This window comes from Profundibacter amoris (assembly GCF_003544895.1).
GTDB classification, from domain to species: domain Bacteria; phylum Pseudomonadota; class Alphaproteobacteria; order Rhodobacterales; family Rhodobacteraceae; genus Profundibacter; species Profundibacter amoris.
On record NZ_CP032125.1, the window covers coordinates 821,219 to 837,024 of the forward strand.

The window sequence follows — 15,806 nt, forward strand, 5'->3', positions numbered from 1 at the left end:
GACACCCATAGTATCATATTGTCAAGATCAGCCGCGGTAAGGTGTGCCAGCTTTTTCCATGATCTCGGTATATTCCTTGAAGATGTCGATCACCTTGGCAGCGCGCGGGCTGCGCGAGGCCAGCTCGTCCCAGAAGCCTTCGGCATCCTTGACGACGGTATCCCATTCTTCTTTCGGAATTGTGGTGTGTTCCAGCTTGCCGCCATTGACGCGCAGGTTGGCTTCGCCACCCCAATACCAGACCTGACGATAGTAATGCGACTGGTCGATGGTGGAACGATACAGCTGTTGCAGATGCGGTGGCACCTTGGCCCAGCTTTCCGAGTTCACAAAGTAGGAACCACACCATGCACCCGTGACGTTGTTCAGCAGGGCATAGTTGCAGATGTCGGCCCAGCCAACCTCGTAGGCTTCGGTAAAGCCACACCATGCCACGCCGTCCAGCTCGCCGGTTTGCATGGCGACTTCTACGTCTTCCCACGGAACCGTCACCGGGATCAGACCATAACGCGACAGGAAGCGGCCGGCGGTCGGCACACCGAACACGCGCAGACCGGCCATATCGGCAATCGAGCGGATCGGCTTGTTCACGGTAAAGATATGCAGCGGATCCCACGCACCGGCAGACAGCCAGGTGACATTTTCAACTTCGCCGTAGGCTTCGGCCCAGATTTCGTTCAGGCCGTAGCGCTCAAAAAGAACGGGCAGATCGAGGCTGAATTTGGTCGAGAACGGGAAGTAGCCGCCAAAGTCCGAGATATCGACGGGCGAGGCCATCGTGGCATCATCCGACTGCACCGCGTCCAGCGTGCCGTTCTGCATGGCGCGGAACAATTCGTCTGTGGGCACCAGTTGGTCGGCGTAATACAGTTCGATTTCCATTTCGCCATTTGCAGCGGCGTTAAAGGCTTCGATCTGTGGTTTGATCACATGCGCGCCCAGTGGTGCGCCGGAGTAGGTTTGCAGGCGCCACTTGATCGGGGCTTGCGCCTTGATCTGGCTGGGGGCGGCAAGCGCTGCGGCAGCGCCGACACCCGCGGTGGTTAAAAACTTGCGTCTGGTTGTCATAGTATCCTCCTTGGTTGATTACTTCTAATAACAGGGTTTCTGTCCTTAATCGCCCCTTTTCGGGGTCTTATCTGCCTGGTTTTATATACTCCGGTAGCCACAGCGCGATTTGTGGAAACACCATGATGATCGCCAAAGCGGCCACCATGATCAGTACAAACGGTATGATCGAAACATAGATATCGTGGATCGTTATCTCGTCCGGGGCCATCGCCCGCATCAAAAACAGGTTATAGCCAAAGGGCGGGGTCATATAGGCGATCTGTGTGGTGATGGTATAGAGAACCCCGTACCAGATCACGTCAAATCCCAACACTTTTACCAAAGGCACATAAAGCGGTGCGACGATAACCAGCATGGCTGTGTCATCCAGAAAAGTGCCCATCAGCAAAAACGAAAGCTGCATGATGATCAGAATGGTCCAGGGATTCAGGTCCAGCTGTTCGCGGAACAACCCGTCAATCGCCCGCACGGCACCCAACCCGTCAAACACCGCGCCAAACCCAAGGGCAGCGACAACGATCAGCATGAACATACAGGAAATCGCCAGTGTATTGCGCACTGAATTTTCGAATACTTCCCTAGTCATCCGCCCCTTCAGAACCGCAGCACCAAAGGCCGTCATCGCCCCCACGGCCGAGCTTTCGACAAGGCTGGTCCAGCCGTTGATAAAGGGGACCATCATCGAGAAAAAGATCACCAGCGGCAACATGCCGGAAAACAGCAGGCGGTTCTTTTCCTTTAGATAGAGGTCATAGGACGTGGCCGGCTTGTTCCGGAATGCGGCAAACAGCACAAACAGGCCAAGGGCAATCAGGGCGGCCGTATTGAACGGGAGTATGCCGGTCATTGGCGAAATGATCAAAACCGCAATCCCTGCCAGAACAAAGTAATTGAACCGGATCGGGTGATCGGAAATTTCTTCGAATTCAAGCAGCTCTTCTTTGCTCAGGGCCGGTCCAAGGCTGGGTGTGATTTTGCAGCGAAAATAGATATAGACGATGAACATGCCGGCCATCATCAGGCCCGGAATAATGCCGGCCATCCACAGTTGGGAAACCGGTGCCCGCGCAATCATGGCGTATAGCACCAGCACCACCGATGGTGGCACCAGAATGCCAAGGGACGATCCGGCCTGAATAACCCCCGTGACCATCCTTTTGTCATACCCTCGTCGTAACAGTTCGGGCAGCGCAATGGTGGCGCCGATGGCCATACCGGCAACCGATAGCCCGTTCATTGCGGAAATCAGAACCATCAGGCCGATTGTGCCAATCGCCAGCCCGCCCGATGTCGTGCCCATCCAGACGTGAAACATCTTGTACAGATCATCAGCGATTTTACTTTCCGACAGCACATAGCCCATGAAGATGAACATCGGCAGGGTCAGCATCGGATACCATTTCATCACCTTCATCGCGGCGGAAAACGGAATGTCGGACCCACCTGTTCCCCAAAGGGTAATCGCGGCAATGGCAGCAATCCCGCCGATCGCCCCAAAGACGCGTTGCCCCGTCAACAGGGCCAGCATCATCGATGCGAACATGAAAATGGCAATATATTCCTGGGACATTAGAGCTGCTCTCCTCTGAGTGTCGCGATGTCTTTGATAAGTTCGGAGATAGCCTGCAAAAGCATCATGAAGATGCCGACGCACATGATGGCCTTGATCGGCCATATCTGCGGGCGCCACATCGAGGCGGAGTGTTGGTTGTATTTGATCGAATAAAGCAGCGATTCAATGCCACCAAACAGCATCACGCCCAGATAGAACATCAGCAACAGCACCGTGATACTGTCGACCCATGCCTTTTTGCGGTCCGACCACTGGCTGTAAAACAGATCCATCCGCACATTCGCGCCTAACTGGATCGAATAGGCCCCGCCCAGCAGGTAATAGGCTACCAGCGTGAACTGTGCGACTTCAAGTGTCCAAAAGGGCGGGATCAGAAATGCCTGCTTGGCAATGATGGAATACATCAAGACCGCAATCAGGAAAAAGATCGAATACATCATGATGCGGCCGACAAAATAGTTAAACCCGTCGACAATGCGGACATATGATTTGGCTATGCGTGGCATTGGGCCTCCTTTTTGTTGGCGATCAAGGTCAAGGCATCCGCAATCAGTTCCGCCAGCATTTTGCCAACGGATTTTTGCTGGTCGGCGGTTGCTATCAGGTCGTTGCGCACCTCGATCATCACATTCATCAGCCCGTTTGGCAGGGCGTGCAGTTTAAGCGTATGGGTAACACCGTCCCCGGGTCCATAGGGATCATTGCGCTGGGTGTTCATTTCTGTTTGCTTGGGGGCAAGATCCAGCATGGCGTCCGCCAGCCGTGTGTCGCTGTCGTGCAGGATGCCGATTTCGACATCGCGCTGTTTGCCCTGATAAACGGGGGTAAAACTGTGGATGGTTACCAGCACCGGAGGCGCGGGGAAGGACGCGATGGTGTCGGCCAGCAGGGTGCGGAACGGCTCATAAACCGTCGCCACCCGCGCGGCTTTTTCGGTATCACTCAGATTCCGGTTGCCGGGAATGTCGAAAACCTCGCTGCGCCCGGGCATCGCGCCGGGCGCTTCGGGGGGGCGGTTGCAGTCGTAAACCAGACGCGAAACGGTGCTGGCCACAAGGCGGGCATCCAGAACACGGCTGATTTCCTGCGCCACGGCCAGCGCGCCGGGATCCCAGGCGATATGGCTAAGGCGGGTGGCCTCGTCCAGCCCCAGATTGTCCAGCACGGCGGGAATCCGGTTCGCGGCGTGCTCGCACACAAGCAAAACCTGCCCATTGCCATCGGCATTGTGCAACTGGGCCGCGGCTGTGCCTTCCAGATCGCTTTCGTCGATCAAACGCCCCATATCCCCCCTCGAGTCGTTTGTGTTCCAATGGTGAAGAGAATTCTTCACAAACACCCCTTGTGTCAATATAATTTCTGAAAAGAATTCTTCACGTCTGCATGCTCTGTTGATATATTGACAAAAAAGGATTTCCAGTGACTGATCCAAGTGGCACCGTGGCCGACCGGTTGCAATCGGCCTTTGAGCAACTGACCCGCGCCGAGCGGCAGCTGGCGGATTCGATCCTTGAAAATTATCCGGTGTCCGGTCTGGGTACGATCACGACGGTTGCTGCGGGGGCGCAGGTTTCCACCCCGACGGTGGCGCGCATGGTGCAAAAGCTGGGCTATAAAGGGTTTCCCGAATTCCAGGCGGCATTGCGTCACGAGCTGGAGGCCAAGATCACCGGCCCGATTGACAAGTTCGACACATGGGCCGAACAGGCCCCTGTCGGCCATATCCTGAACCGTTTTGCCGAGGCGGTAAACAGCAACATTCGCCAGACTCTGGCACAGGTGGATACGGCGTGTTTTGATCAAAGCTGTGTCTTGCTGGCCGATCCGGCGCGGGCGGTTTATGTGGTCGGCGGGCGGATTACGCGCTCTTTGGCGGATTATTTTTTCCTGCATATGCAGGTGATCCGCCCGAATGTGACGCATATCCAGTCGATTTCAAACGCCTGGCCGCATTACCTGCTGGATATAAAAGAGGGCGATGTTGTCGTTGTTTTCGATATACGGCGCTATGAAAACTCCACCCTGAAGCTGGCCGAAATGGCCCGCGAGCGGGGCGCGCAGATTGTCCTTTTCACAGATCAGTGGCGTTCGCCAGTTGCGAAATTCTCGGAGCATGTGTTTTCCAGCCGGATTGTCGTGCCATCGGCGTGGGATTCACTGGTGGCACCAATGGTGCTGCTGGAAACACTGATCGCCGAGGTGCAGGAACAGTCATGGGGCGAAACCCGCCCGCGCATGGAAGCGCTGGAAGAAATGTTCGACCGCACACGTTTCTTTCGCAAGTTCACCTGAGGTTGCCCCGCCGGATGCCTGCGGCGCAGGTATTTAGGGCAAGAAGAAGGGGCAGAAAAGATCTGCGCAAAATCTGCTGAAACAGGCATCATGCTCTGAACATTTTCTGCTTAGGACTGTTCTACAAGCCGCCAAAAGGCGCGGCAGGACAGTGCAAGGAGCAGTGAAGATGCGAGGATATTTGATGCGTGGTGTGCCCGCGTCGGTGCGGATGGATGCGTGGTGGATGAGCGGTAAGGCCCCCGTGGTGCCGCCAGCGGATAAACCCCGAGACCGGATGCAGGCGGTGCACCGCGCGCCGGTGCGGCTGGTGTTGCTGTTGGCGCTGATCCTGTTGGCGGACTAGTTGTTCTGGGGCTATGGCGCGGGCGTTTCGCTGGTGCTGTTCGGGGTGGCCTTGGCGGTGGCTGTCTGGCTGGCGTCTGGGCGGCGTGACTGGCGGCGGGGGGATACGCTGGCGGCGCTGGTGTTCGGAGTGGGTCTGTTGCCGGTTCTGGACTATGTGCAGGGGCTGTCGGTGCTGTTCTATATCGGCAGCCTGACGGGTTTCGCGGTTTGGGTTGCGCTGAACGGGCAGGGGCGGTTGGCGGATTTGCTGCAGGCGGGCGTTCGGTTTTGGCTGTTGGCGCCAAAGCAGGTGCTGCGCGATGCGGGAACCGGCGGGCAAGCCGTGGTTCGGGCGCAGGATATGCGTGGATTGTTGCGGGCGTGGGGGTTGCCGGTTGCGGCAAGTGTGATTTTTCTGGTGCTGTTTGTTGCGGGCAATCCGGTGTTTGAAAATCTGGTGTTTCGTCTGTCGGGCATTGACGGGGATTTGAGCCGGATGTTGTTCTGGGCGCTGGTTGCCGCTTTGGTCTGGCCGTTTCTGGTTTTACAGAAGATACGCCAGCGGATGCGGGTTCCATTCGATATACCGCAGGCGCCGCGCCTGTCGGTTCCGGCCCTGTTCAATCCGCAATCGGTGGTGAATTCATTGGTGCTGTTCAACCTGATGTTCGCGCTGCAAACCGGACTGGATGTGGTTTACCTGTGGGGCCATGCGGAATTGCCCAGCGGTGTTTCCGCGGCCGCCTTTGCCCATCGCGGGGCCTATCCGCTGGTTTTGACGGCGCTGCTGGCGGGCCTGTTCGCGATGGTGTCGCGCCCCTATGTGCAAAAGCGGCGCGGGTTGCAGGCCTTGTTGCTGTTATGGTTGGGGCAGAACGTGGCCTTGATGGCGGGGGCGGTTTTACGGCTGGACCTTTATGTTGATGCTTACGGCCTGACTTATCTGCGGGTGGCGGCGTTTATCTGGATGGGGATGGTGGCGGCCGGTCTGGCGCTGATCGGCTGGCAGGTGCTGCGCGGGGCAGGCAACGGCTGGATGCTGGCGCGGATGGCGGGGCTGTTGGTGGTGGTGCTGTACCTGTGCAGCTTTGTGAATTTTGCCGATATGATCGCGCGCTTCAACCTGTCGCGAGAGCCGGATATCTATGCGGTGCAGGGCGGGGGCCGTGCGCCAGTGCGGCTGGATGGCGATTATATTTGTGGTTTGGGGCCAATGGCGATGCCCGCGATTGCGAATTACCGACAGCAGACCGGACAGGCTGTTTGCGCCGCCGGGAACATGCCCGCGTATCCCCAAATCGACAACTGGCGCGAATGGGGGCTTCGCATGTGGCGGGTTCGGCGTTACCTTGCTACGGATACCGAAATGGAAAACACTTTATGAGCAAGAAAATCCTGATCATTGATGACGATCCGCAGATCCGCGAAGTGGTGCGGATCGGGCTGGAGCAGGCGGGTTTTGCCACCCTGACCGCCGGTGACGGTGCGGCGGGGCTGGCGCTGGTTGGCAGCGCGCGGCCCGATCTGGTGGTGCTGGACATCGGCCTGCCCGAGATGGACGGGCTTGAGGTGTGCCGCCGGTTGCGGTCTCAATCGCAAGTGCCGGTGTTGTTTCTAAGTGCGCGGGACGAGGAACTGGACCGTGTTCTGGGGTTTGAAATGGGAGCGGATGATTATGTCACCAAGCCTTTTTCCCCGCGCGAGCTGGTGGCGCGGGTCAAGGCGATATTGAAACGGGTGAACGGTGCGGCAGATACCGGCGGGCAGTTTTCGCACGGTGAATTGCAACTGGATACCGCACAGCACCTGTGCCTGTTTCGCGGCGCTCCGGTGGGGTTGACGGCCTCGGAAATGGTGTTGCTGGCGCATTTGATCCGGCATCCCGCGCAGGTCTCGGCGCGGCCGGCGCTGACGGATGCGATGTATGGGGCCAACAGTCAGGTGTCGGACCGCACGGTGGACAGCCACCTGCGCAACCTGCGCCGCAAACTGGCCGAATCCGGTTGCACGGATGCGGTGGAAACGGTGCATGGCATCGGGGTGCGGATGGGGCCATGTCGCGGATAAGGCGTAAATGGCGCCCGTCACTGGCGCTGGTGATTGGCGGCACGCTGGCGGCGGTGCTGCTGGCGCCGATGGTCGGGCTGGTGGTGGTGAAATTCTTGTGGGGGTACATGCGCTACCGCTATGCCGTGATGCTGGTCGGGGCGGGGGTGTTGCTGATCACTGTGGTTCTGGGCTGGTTGCTGTGGCGGTTGATTTTGCGCCCCGTTCAGCGGCTGTCAGCGGAAAGTCGGGCCTTTGCGGCGGGTGAAGTGGAGCGGTTTGATCCGCAGGCCCATTATGGCACGCGGGAATTGCAGGAACTGGGGCAAAGCGTTCTGGATATGTCCGAAAGTCTGCACAACCGGCAGGAAACCGTGCGCACCTACACCAGCCATGTGACGCATGAATTGAAATCCCCGCTGACCGCGTTGATTGGGGCGGCGGAACTGCTGGAAGCGGACGGGTTATCGGAAAATCAGCGGGCGCAGTTGTTGGGGAGCGTGCGGCAATCGGCGGACCGGATGCAGGATTTGCTGGAAGGGTTGCGGCAGATGGCCATGGCGCGTGAGCCGCTGGGGCAGGGGCCGAGCACACTGGATCAGGTGCTGATGGATTTGGCTGGTGCATATCCGGCGCTAAAGGTGCAGGTGACGGGGGGCGATATATCCCTGCCGATCCCGCCCGAAGGGCTGGCGGTGATCCTGCACCAGATGCTGGGCAATGCGGTGGCGCATGGGGCGGATCGGGTGTGGCTTGAGGCGATGCCCGAGGCACTGGTGATCCGTGATAATGGCAACGGAATTTCGGCGGGCAACCGCGAGCGGTTGTTCGAGCCGTTCTTTACCACGCGGCGCGAGGGGGGTGGCACTGGCATGGGGTTGGCGATTGTGCACAGCTTGCTATCGGTGCGCGGGGCCGGGATCGAGGTGCTGGACAGTGAAATGGGGGCGGCGTTCAGGATCGAATTCTGACGTTGCACCAAAGAGATTCAATGCCTGCGGCGCAGGTATTTGGGGCAAGAAGAAGATCAGAGCAATTCGCGCGGCAGGTGGTATTTTTCCAGTGTCGGGATCACCCAGTCGGCGTCCGAGAAATCATCCCTGTCGGTATAGGCCGAAGGGGTGACCAGCACTCGCAGGTCGGCGCCAAGGGCCGAGTGGACGCCGTTGCGGCTGTCCTCGAATGCGATGCAGGATTTTGCCGGCAGGCCCAATTGTTCCAGCGCCAGCAGGAACACGTCGGGGGCCGGTTTCTTGTTAGCGACCATATCACCGGCGGCCACATGGTCGAATACCTTTAGCGCGGGTTTGCCCCAGCAGCAGCGGGTCAGGGCCTCGACATTGGGGGTGTTGGTGGTGGTGGCGACGGCCACTTTCAGACCACGCGCGCGCGCCGCCTCGATCAGGTCGGCCACGCCGGGGCGCAGGGACAGTTGGCCCGACGCCAGGATTTCGCCGTAGATCGCGGTTTTTTCCTTGTGGGCGCGGGCGATTTCCGCATCCGACAGGCGGCGTTCGCTATCGGGCAGGGTGGATTGATATGCCCGCATACGTTCCTTGCCGCCGGTGGTTTTTAGCAACCGGCGGTAGTCGTCGACCGTCCAGTGCCAGCCCAGCCTCCATTGATCAAAAGTCCGGTTAAAGGCCGCGCGGTGGGCCTCTTCGGTTTCGGCCAAAGTGCCATCCACGTCGAAAATCAGGGCTTTTAGGGGCATTTACAGGCTTTCGATATAGGGGCCAAGCGCGGCGAAATCGTCAAAGGCAAAGGCGTGGGGCAGGTCGGCCACGGGGACCTTGCGATAGCCCTTGGTGAACAGTGCCATGGTTTGCCCCGCACGGTCGGCGGTTTCGGCGTCGACTTCGCTGTCACCGACATAGAGGCAGCTATCGGCCCCCAGCAGTTTCAACGTGTGAAGCAGCGGTGCTGGGTCGGGCTTTTTCTTTGGCAGGGTGTCGCCACCGACAACCACGTCAAAGAAATGCTCGATTTCCAGCAGGCGCAGGATTTCGCGGGCCGGCGCCTCGGGTTTGTTGGTGCAAACGGCCAGCCTGTGACCCTTTTCCTTTAGCGCCTCAAGCAAGGGCAGAAGGTTGGGGTAAATCGTGGTCAGCGTGGCGGGATCGGCGTTGTAATAGCCCATATAGGCCTTGACCAGACGGGCATGTTGATCGGCGGGGATGCCGTTGGCGCGCATTGCCAGTTCCACCAGACGCGGCACACCGTTGCCGACATAGCTGATCACGGTTTCAAGACTTGGAGCGGGGGCGTCTTCGTCCGCCAGCATTTTACAGCAGGCGGCGTGCAGGTCGGGCGCGCTGTCGATCAGCGTGCCATCCAGATCGAATACAATAGGTGTCATGCGTTTTTCCATTTGATGGAACAGCCCATAGAGGGGATCTGTTCACGCGGTCCCTGACCGGTTTTTGCCACCTGTTTCATCGCCTCGTACAGATCGCGCTTCAGATCATCAGGTCCGGCGTTGCGCCCCGAGGCATCCAGACGGCCACGGTATTGCAGGCCCATGTCGGCGTTGAAGCCAAAGAAATCGGGGGTGCAGGCGGCACCGTAAGCGTGGGCGACGGCTTGGGATTCATCGTGCAGATAGGGGAAGGGCAGGTCCAGTTTTTGCATATTTTCGAAGCTGTCTTCGGGGTAGGCCACGGCATCGTTTGAATTGATTGCCACCACGCCGATGCCCAGTTTTTGCAAGTCCTGCGCATCGCGGATGATCTTGTCCATGATGGATTTTACATAGGGGCAGTGGTTGCAGATGAACATCACCAGCGTGCCGTTTTCGCCTTTCACATCCGAGAGCGAATAGGTTTTGCCATCCGATGCGGGCAGGGTGAAATCGGGCGCTTGCCAGTCAAAATCGCAGACGGGGGGTGTCACGGCCATGATGAATTCTCCAGATTTGTTGTTACGGCCTGCCGAGTCTACCCCGACTGGCCGCCGGTATCAAAGGGCGTTCGCGCGGCCCTTTTGGGCGTTATTGTGCGGCAGAGGCCGCATCGCGGATGGCGCGGATGTTTTTTCCGTAGACCTCGGGGGTATCGACAGTACCGCCGTTGAACACGGCAGAACCGGCGACCAGAACGTCGGCACCGGCGGCGGCAACCAGCGGGGCGGTTTCAGGGGTGACGCCGCCGTCAATCTGGATGTGGATCGGACGGTCGCCGATCATTTCGCGTACCTTACGGGTTTTATCTACGCCCGAGTGGATGAATTTCTGCCCGCCGAAACCGGGGTTTACGGTCATGATCAACACCATATCCAGCAGGTCCATGCAGTATTCGATCGTGGACAGTGGCGTGCCCGGATTCAGGCTGACACCGGCCTTTACCCCTTGCGCCTTGATGGCTTGCAGGGTGCGGTGGATATGCGGGCCTGATTCAACATGGGCGGTGATCATATCGGCACCGGCTTTGGCGTAGGCCTCGATATAGGGGTCCACCGGCGCGATCATCAGGTGCACATCCATGAAGGTTTTCACATGCGGGCGAAATGCGGCCACGGCGGGGGGGCCGAAGGTCAGGTTGGGCACGAAATGGCCGTCCATCACATCGACATGGACCCAGTCGGCGCCCTGATCCTCGATGGCGCGGATTTCCTGGCCGAAGTTGGCAAAATCCGCCGACAGGATGGACGGGGCGATTTTGATGGAGCGGTCAAAGGACATGGTGCGGGTTCCCTGCATCTGGTGGGTTGAAGTGGCGCGAATCCGTTCTCCGCGCCACTGGTTCTTAGCGTGATCTGCCGCGTTATGCAGCCGAATTGATGCGCAGTGCCTCGCGCCAGTTCGGGAACAGCTTGTCGGCATCCCCCGGGAAGCTTTCAAAGGCGCGGGCGAACTGCTTGTGCTCTTTGGCAAACTCAAGCGGATCGGCGCCTTCTTTCCAGCACTGTTCGGCCTGACGCAGTGATTTTGCGCCTTCCGCCGCACCGTCGATGTGCCCGAAGGCACCGCCACCGGCTGTCAGGATCAGGTTGGAGTGACCGAGGTTTTCAAAGAAACCGGGCATCCGCAGGGCATTCATACCGCCGGAAATGATCGGTGTGGTCGGGTTCATGCCTGCCCATTCCTGATGGAAATAGGGGCCGTCGGCACTATCGTCGGTGATCATATAGGCCATCAGTTTGTCGGCGGCCTCGCCTTCCATTTTGCCAAAGCCCATGGTGCCGGTGTGAATGCCCGACGCCCCTTGCATCCGCGCCATTTTCGACAGAACAAAGGCGGTATAACCACGCATTGCGGATGGCGATGTTACCGCGCCGTGACCGGCACGGTGATAGTGCAGATACTGGTTCGGGAAGGTGCGCCGCGCGGTTGTGATCGCGGCGGGGCCGGTCACATAACCATCCACAAGGAAGGCAACGTGATCGGCATTCTCGCCAAAGGTTTCCAGAATGAATTCGCCGCGGGCGACCATTTCGTGATGGTCATCGGCGGTGATGTTGGCCGAGAACAGCTTGGCTTCGCCGGTTTTGTCCTGCGCGCGTTTCATCGCGTCGGCCACCAGTGTGATGGTTTCTTTCAGCGGTGCAAAGATCTGGTTGCCTTGTGGTTCGTCATTCTTGATGAAATCGCCGCCCAGCCAGAAATCATAGCAGGCATCGGCGAATGGTTTTGGACGCAGGCCCAGTTTCGGCTTGATGATGGTGCCGACGATGAAACCGCCATCCACATGCGGGCGGCCCAACACATTCCACATATCCTTGATCGTGGTGGACGGACCATCAAACAGACGCAGATAGGCGGGCGGCACCCAGAAATCGTGGATTTTGGCGTGCTCGACATCGCCCATGCCTTGGTTATTGCCGATCGCCAGTGTCAGGAACGAACACAACATTGCGCGCCCATCGGTAATGTTGCGGTCAAAAAGCGCCGTTGGGTAGGCGATTTTCATCAGGTTGGCTTCTTCGTCGATTTCATAAACCAACGCGTCAACGCCGCGGGTAAAGTCATCCGTGGTGGAAACGGCCACATTGGTGCCGGTCGAGGATTCCGCTGCAAAATGGGCAGCCGTTTCGAGGTATCCGCCAAAGCCTGCTTTGGGCTTCATGATATAGGCGACAAGCACATGCTCTCCGCCTGCGATTAAATCTTCCTCTTTCAGCGAGAGGTCTGCGTAACGATCTGACTGGTCCATTTTGGTCTCCTTTAGTGTCAGGTGGCCGGATTTTGGGCCCGGGGGGGTTAAGCGGTCTTGGGGTCAAGCGTGCCGTCGGCATAACGCTTGGCCATGTCATCCATCGGGATGATTTTGATTTGCGCGGCGTGTCCGGCTGTTCCGAACCGCTCGAAGCGGTCTTTCACAAGCTTCTCCATTTCCTCCATTGCAGGGATCAGGAATTTGCGCGGGTCGAACTGGGTCGGGTCTTCCATCGCGACCTTACGGAACTGGCCGGTCAGCGCCATGCGGTTGTCGGTGTCGATGTTCACCTTGCGCACACCCATTTTGATACCCTTTTCGATTTCCTCGACCGGCACGCCATAGGTTTGCGGCATCTCGCCGCCGTATTTGTTGATCAGGTCCTGCAGATACTGCGGCACCGAGGACGAGCCGTGCATCACCAGATGGGTATCGGGCAGTTTGGCGTGGATCGCGGCGATCTGGCTCATCGCCAGCGTTTCGCCGGTGGGTTTGCTGGAAAACTTGTATGCACCGTGGCTGGTGCCACAAGCAATGGCCAGCGCGTCCACCTTGGTTTTCTTTACGAAATCAACAGCTTCGTCAGGGTCGGTCAGCAATTGATCCATCGACAGTTTGCCAACAGCGCCCGAGCCGTCCTCTTCTGCGGCTTCGCCGGTTTCCAGTGATCCCAGCACGCCCAACTCGCCCTCGACCGAGGCACCGACCCAATGGGCCATTCGCGACACGCGTTCGGTGATGTCGACATTATAGTCGAAATCGGCGGGGGTTTTCATGTCTTCGTGCAGCGAGCCATCCATCATCACCGAGGTGAAACCGTGGCGAATGGCAGACAGGCAGGTTGCTTCGTTGTTGCCGTGATCCTGATGCATACAGATCGGGATGTCGGGATACATTTCCGATAAGGCCTGGATCATATGGCGCAGCATGATGTCGCCCGCATAAGAGCGTGCACCGCGGCTGGCTTGCATGATTACCGGCGCGTCACAGGCGGCGGCGGCCTTCATGATGGCCAGCCCCTGTTCCATGTTGTTGATGTTGAACGCAGGGACGCCATAGTCATTTTCGGCGGCGTGATCCAGCAGTTGACGAAGTGTGATAAGTGCCATTGCTCGTTTCCTTTGATTAAGCTGCTTTAGCGCGTGTCAGTGCGGCCAGACCGGGCAGTTCCTTGCCCTCGAGCCATTCCAGAAAGGCCCCACCGGCGGTGGAGACATAGGTAAAATCATCTGCCGCATCGGCCACATTCAGAGCCGCAACGGTATCGCCGCCACCGGCCACGGACACGGCCAGACCCGCGCGGGTCAGTTCGGCGGCACTGCGGGCCAGCATTTTGGTTGAATGGTCGAACGGCGGGATTTCGAATGCCCCCAGCGGTCCGTTCCACAGGATGGTCAGGGCGCCCGCCAGTTCGGCTTCGAAATCGCGCAGGGCCTCGGGGCCGGCGTCCAGAATCATTGCGTCCTCGGGGCAGGCGTCATTGGCGACGATCTGCTTGCGCGCACCGGCCTTGAATTCGCGCGAGATCACAACATCGCTGGGCAGCAACAGTTTGCAGCCCGATTTTTCCGCCAGTTCGCGGATTTCCCTGACGGTTTCGATCTGGTCGGCCTCAAACAGGGATTTGCCCATCGGGGCGCCATCGGCGAACAGGAACGTGTTGGCCATGCCGCCGCCGATGATCACCGCATCCAGTTTGCCGACTAGGTTTTTCAGCACGGAAATCTTTGAGGAAACCTTGGCCCCGCCGACAATCGCCACGCTGGGGCGTTTGGGCGCTTCCAGTGCCTTGGTCAGTGCCATCACCTCTTCCAGCATCAAGGGGCCGGCGGTTGCGGGCATCTGGTCTGCAATCGCGGCGGTCGAGGCGTGTGCACGGTGGGCGCAGGAAAAGGCGTCGTTGACATAGATGTCGCCAAGGCGGGCGAATTGCGCCGCAAGGGCAGGGTCGTTGGCCTCTTCGCCCGGCTCGAAGCGCACGTTCTGGCACAGCAGGGCCTGCCCCGCGCCCAGATCGGCAGCGGCGGCTTCGGCGTCTGCACCAACGCAAGTGTCGGTGAAAAACACATCCACACCCAGCGCATCGGCCAGTGTTTCGCGGATGCTTTCGGTGGACAGATCGGGGTTGCGCTGCCCCTTGGGGCGGCCAAGGTGGGTCAGGATGACAAGGCGTGCGCCTTTGGCCAGCAGGGGCTTCATGCCCGCTGCAAAGCGTGTGATGCGGGTGGCGTCGCTGACCGTGCCATCATCATTGAACGGCACGTTCAGGTCGGCGCGCACCAGCAGGCGTTTGCCGGAAACATCCATATCCGTGATCGCGGGGATGTCCATTAGATCAGTGCCCCCATCGCAACAGCGGTGTCGCCCATGCGGTTAGAGAAACCCCATTCGTTGTCATACCATGTCAGGATGCGCACCATGTTGCCGGAAACGACTTTGGTCTGGTCCATGTGGAAGATCGACGAATGCGGATCATGGTTGAAATCGATGCTGACGTTGGGCACTTCGGTATAACCCAGAACACCCTTGAGCGGGCCATCGGCGGCGGCTTTGATCGCGGCGTTGACTTCTTCGATTGTGGTGTCGCGGGACGCCTCGAATGTCAGGTCCACGACCGATACATTCGGGGTGGGCACGCGGATCGCTACGCCGTCCAGCTTGCCGGCCATTTCGGGCAGCACCAGACCGACGGCCTTGGCGGCACCTGTGGATGTCGGGATCATGCTCATGGCCGCAGCGCGGGCGCGATACAGGTCCTTGTGCATGGTATCCAGTGTCGGCTGATCGCCGGTGTAGCTGTGGATTGTGGTCATGAACCCGTGGTTGATGCCGATGGCATTGTGCAGGGTTTGCGCCACGGGCGACAGGCAGTTGGTGGTGCAGGACGCGTTGGAAACGATGATGTCGTCCTTGGTCAGCACATTGTGGTTCACGCCGTAAACGATTGTTTTATCAGCATTAGCACCGGGGGCCGAAATCAGAACACGGCTGGCCCCGCTTTTCAGCAACAATTCGGCCTTGTCTTTTGCGGTGAAAATACCGGTGCATTCCATCGCGATGTCAACATCGTTCCAGGGCAGGTCTTCGGGGTTGCGAATGGCGGTGACGCGGATTTTGCCACGGCCCACGTCGATCCAGTCATCGCCCGTTGTCACGGTGGCGGGGAAACGGCCATGCACCGAGTCAAACCGCAGCAGGTGGGCGTTGGTTTCCACCGGTCCCAGATCGTTGATGGCGACCACTTCGATATCGGTGCGGCCGGATTCTATGATGGCGCGCAGCACGTTGCGGCCGATGCGGCCAAAGCCGTTGATGGCTACTTTTACAGTCATGTTATTTCTCCC

General features: G+C 58.9%; 17 protein-coding genes. 5 read left to right on the forward strand and 12 right to left on the reverse strand.

Annotated features, from left to right (window positions below):
* Positions 1-27: 27 nt before the first annotated feature.
* The 4 genes from BAR1_RS04075 to BAR1_RS04090 all read right to left on the reverse strand — a co-directional run bounded on the left by BAR1_RS04075 (position 28) and on the right by BAR1_RS04090 (position 3,929).
* The gene (locus BAR1_RS04075) at positions 28-1,068 is read right to left on the reverse strand and encodes a twin-arginine translocation signal domain-containing protein (RefSeq protein WP_118941838.1); all 1,041 of its coding nucleotides are present in this window, start codon (positions 1,066-1,068) and stop codon (positions 28-30) included.
* 67 nt (positions 1,069-1,135) lie between these two features.
* On the reverse strand, positions 1,136-2,641 hold the full coding sequence (locus BAR1_RS04080; protein WP_118941839.1) for a TRAP transporter large permease: 1,506 nt from the start codon (positions 2,639-2,641) through the stop codon (positions 1,136-1,138).
* Entirely contained in the window at positions 2,641-3,150 is a 510-nt protein-coding gene (locus BAR1_RS04085; protein WP_118941840.1) for a TRAP transporter small permease subunit, read from the reverse strand. Before BAR1_RS04085 ends, BAR1_RS04080 begins: the two co-directional genes overlap by 1 nt.
* Positions 3,138-3,929 (reverse strand): N-formylglutamate amidohydrolase, encoded by a 792-nt coding sequence (locus BAR1_RS04090; RefSeq protein ID WP_118941841.1) that lies wholly within the window; start codon positions 3,927-3,929, stop codon positions 3,138-3,140. Before BAR1_RS04090 ends, BAR1_RS04085 begins: the two co-directional genes overlap by 13 nt.
* Positions 3,930-4,063: 134 nt before the next feature.
* Here BAR1_RS04090 and BAR1_RS04095 point away from each other — a divergent pair, with 134 nt between their 5' ends.
* The 5 genes from BAR1_RS04095 to BAR1_RS04110 all read left to right on the forward strand — a co-directional run bounded on the left by BAR1_RS04095 (position 4,064) and on the right by BAR1_RS04110 (position 8,280).
* Complete coding sequence (locus BAR1_RS04095; protein WP_118941842.1) at positions 4,064-4,936, forward strand: MurR/RpiR family transcriptional regulator; 873 nt, start codon at positions 4,064-4,066, stop codon at positions 4,934-4,936.
* 169 nt (positions 4,937-5,105) lie between these two features.
* Positions 5,106-5,282, forward strand: coding sequence for a hypothetical protein (locus tag BAR1_RS17870; protein ID WP_162891662.1), 177 nt, complete (start codon positions 5,106-5,108; stop codon positions 5,280-5,282).
* Complete coding sequence (locus BAR1_RS04100) at positions 5,283-6,647, forward strand: DUF4153 domain-containing protein (protein ID WP_118941843.1); 1,365 nt, start codon at positions 5,283-5,285, stop codon at positions 6,645-6,647. It abuts the gene before it with no gap.
* Positions 6,644-7,330, forward strand: a complete 687-nt coding sequence (locus BAR1_RS04105) for a response regulator transcription factor (protein WP_118941844.1) — start codon at positions 6,644-6,646, stop codon at positions 7,328-7,330. The genes BAR1_RS04100 and BAR1_RS04105 overlap by 4 nt, the downstream gene beginning before the upstream one ends.
* On the forward strand, positions 7,318-8,280 hold the full coding sequence (locus tag BAR1_RS04110) for an ATP-binding protein (RefSeq protein ID WP_118941845.1): 963 nt from the start codon (positions 7,318-7,320) through the stop codon (positions 8,278-8,280). The genes BAR1_RS04105 and BAR1_RS04110 overlap by 13 nt, the downstream gene beginning before the upstream one ends.
* 56 nt (positions 8,281-8,336) lie before the next feature.
* Here the strand turns inward: BAR1_RS04110 and BAR1_RS04115 are convergent, their stop codons facing one another.
* The 8 genes from BAR1_RS04115 to gap all read right to left on the reverse strand — a co-directional run bounded on the left by BAR1_RS04115 (position 8,337) and on the right by gap (position 15,794).
* On the reverse strand, positions 8,337-9,023 hold the full coding sequence (locus BAR1_RS04115; RefSeq protein ID WP_118941846.1) for an HAD-IA family hydrolase: 687 nt from the start codon (positions 9,021-9,023) through the stop codon (positions 8,337-8,339).
* On the reverse strand, positions 9,024-9,668 hold the full coding sequence (gph, locus tag BAR1_RS04120; protein WP_118941847.1) for a phosphoglycolate phosphatase: 645 nt from the start codon (positions 9,666-9,668) through the stop codon (positions 9,024-9,026). It lies immediately after the preceding gene.
* Positions 9,665-10,207 (reverse strand): thioredoxin family protein, encoded by a 543-nt coding sequence (locus BAR1_RS04125; RefSeq protein ID WP_194295019.1) that lies wholly within the window; start codon positions 10,205-10,207, stop codon positions 9,665-9,667. Before BAR1_RS04125 ends, gph begins: the two co-directional genes overlap by 4 nt.
* 91 nt (positions 10,208-10,298) lie before the next feature.
* Positions 10,299-10,988 carry a ribulose-phosphate 3-epimerase gene (gene rpe / locus BAR1_RS04130; RefSeq protein WP_118944335.1) on the reverse strand — a complete coding sequence of 230 codons (690 nt, stop codon included), beginning with the start codon at positions 10,986-10,988 and terminating at the stop codon, positions 10,299-10,301.
* A gap of 82 nt (positions 10,989-11,070) precedes the next feature.
* Positions 11,071-12,459: a ribulose-bisphosphate carboxylase gene (locus BAR1_RS04135; protein ID WP_118941849.1), complete on the reverse strand. Its 1,389-nt coding sequence runs from the start codon at positions 12,457-12,459 to the stop codon at positions 11,071-11,073.
* Positions 12,460-12,506: 47 nt separating this feature from the next.
* Positions 12,507-13,571 carry a class II fructose-bisphosphate aldolase gene (gene fba / locus BAR1_RS04140; RefSeq protein ID WP_118941850.1) on the reverse strand — a complete coding sequence of 355 codons (1,065 nt, stop codon included), beginning with the start codon at positions 13,569-13,571 and terminating at the stop codon, positions 12,507-12,509.
* 16 nt (positions 13,572-13,587) lie between these two features.
* On the reverse strand, positions 13,588-14,793 hold the full coding sequence (locus BAR1_RS04145) for a phosphoglycerate kinase (RefSeq protein ID WP_118941851.1): 1,206 nt from the start codon (positions 14,791-14,793) through the stop codon (positions 13,588-13,590).
* Positions 14,793-15,794, reverse strand: a complete 1,002-nt coding sequence (gene gap / locus BAR1_RS04150; RefSeq protein WP_118941852.1) for a type I glyceraldehyde-3-phosphate dehydrogenase — start codon at positions 15,792-15,794, stop codon at positions 14,793-14,795. The genes BAR1_RS04145 and gap overlap by 1 nt, the downstream gene beginning before the upstream one ends.
* Positions 15,795-15,806: the final 12 nt, after the last annotated feature.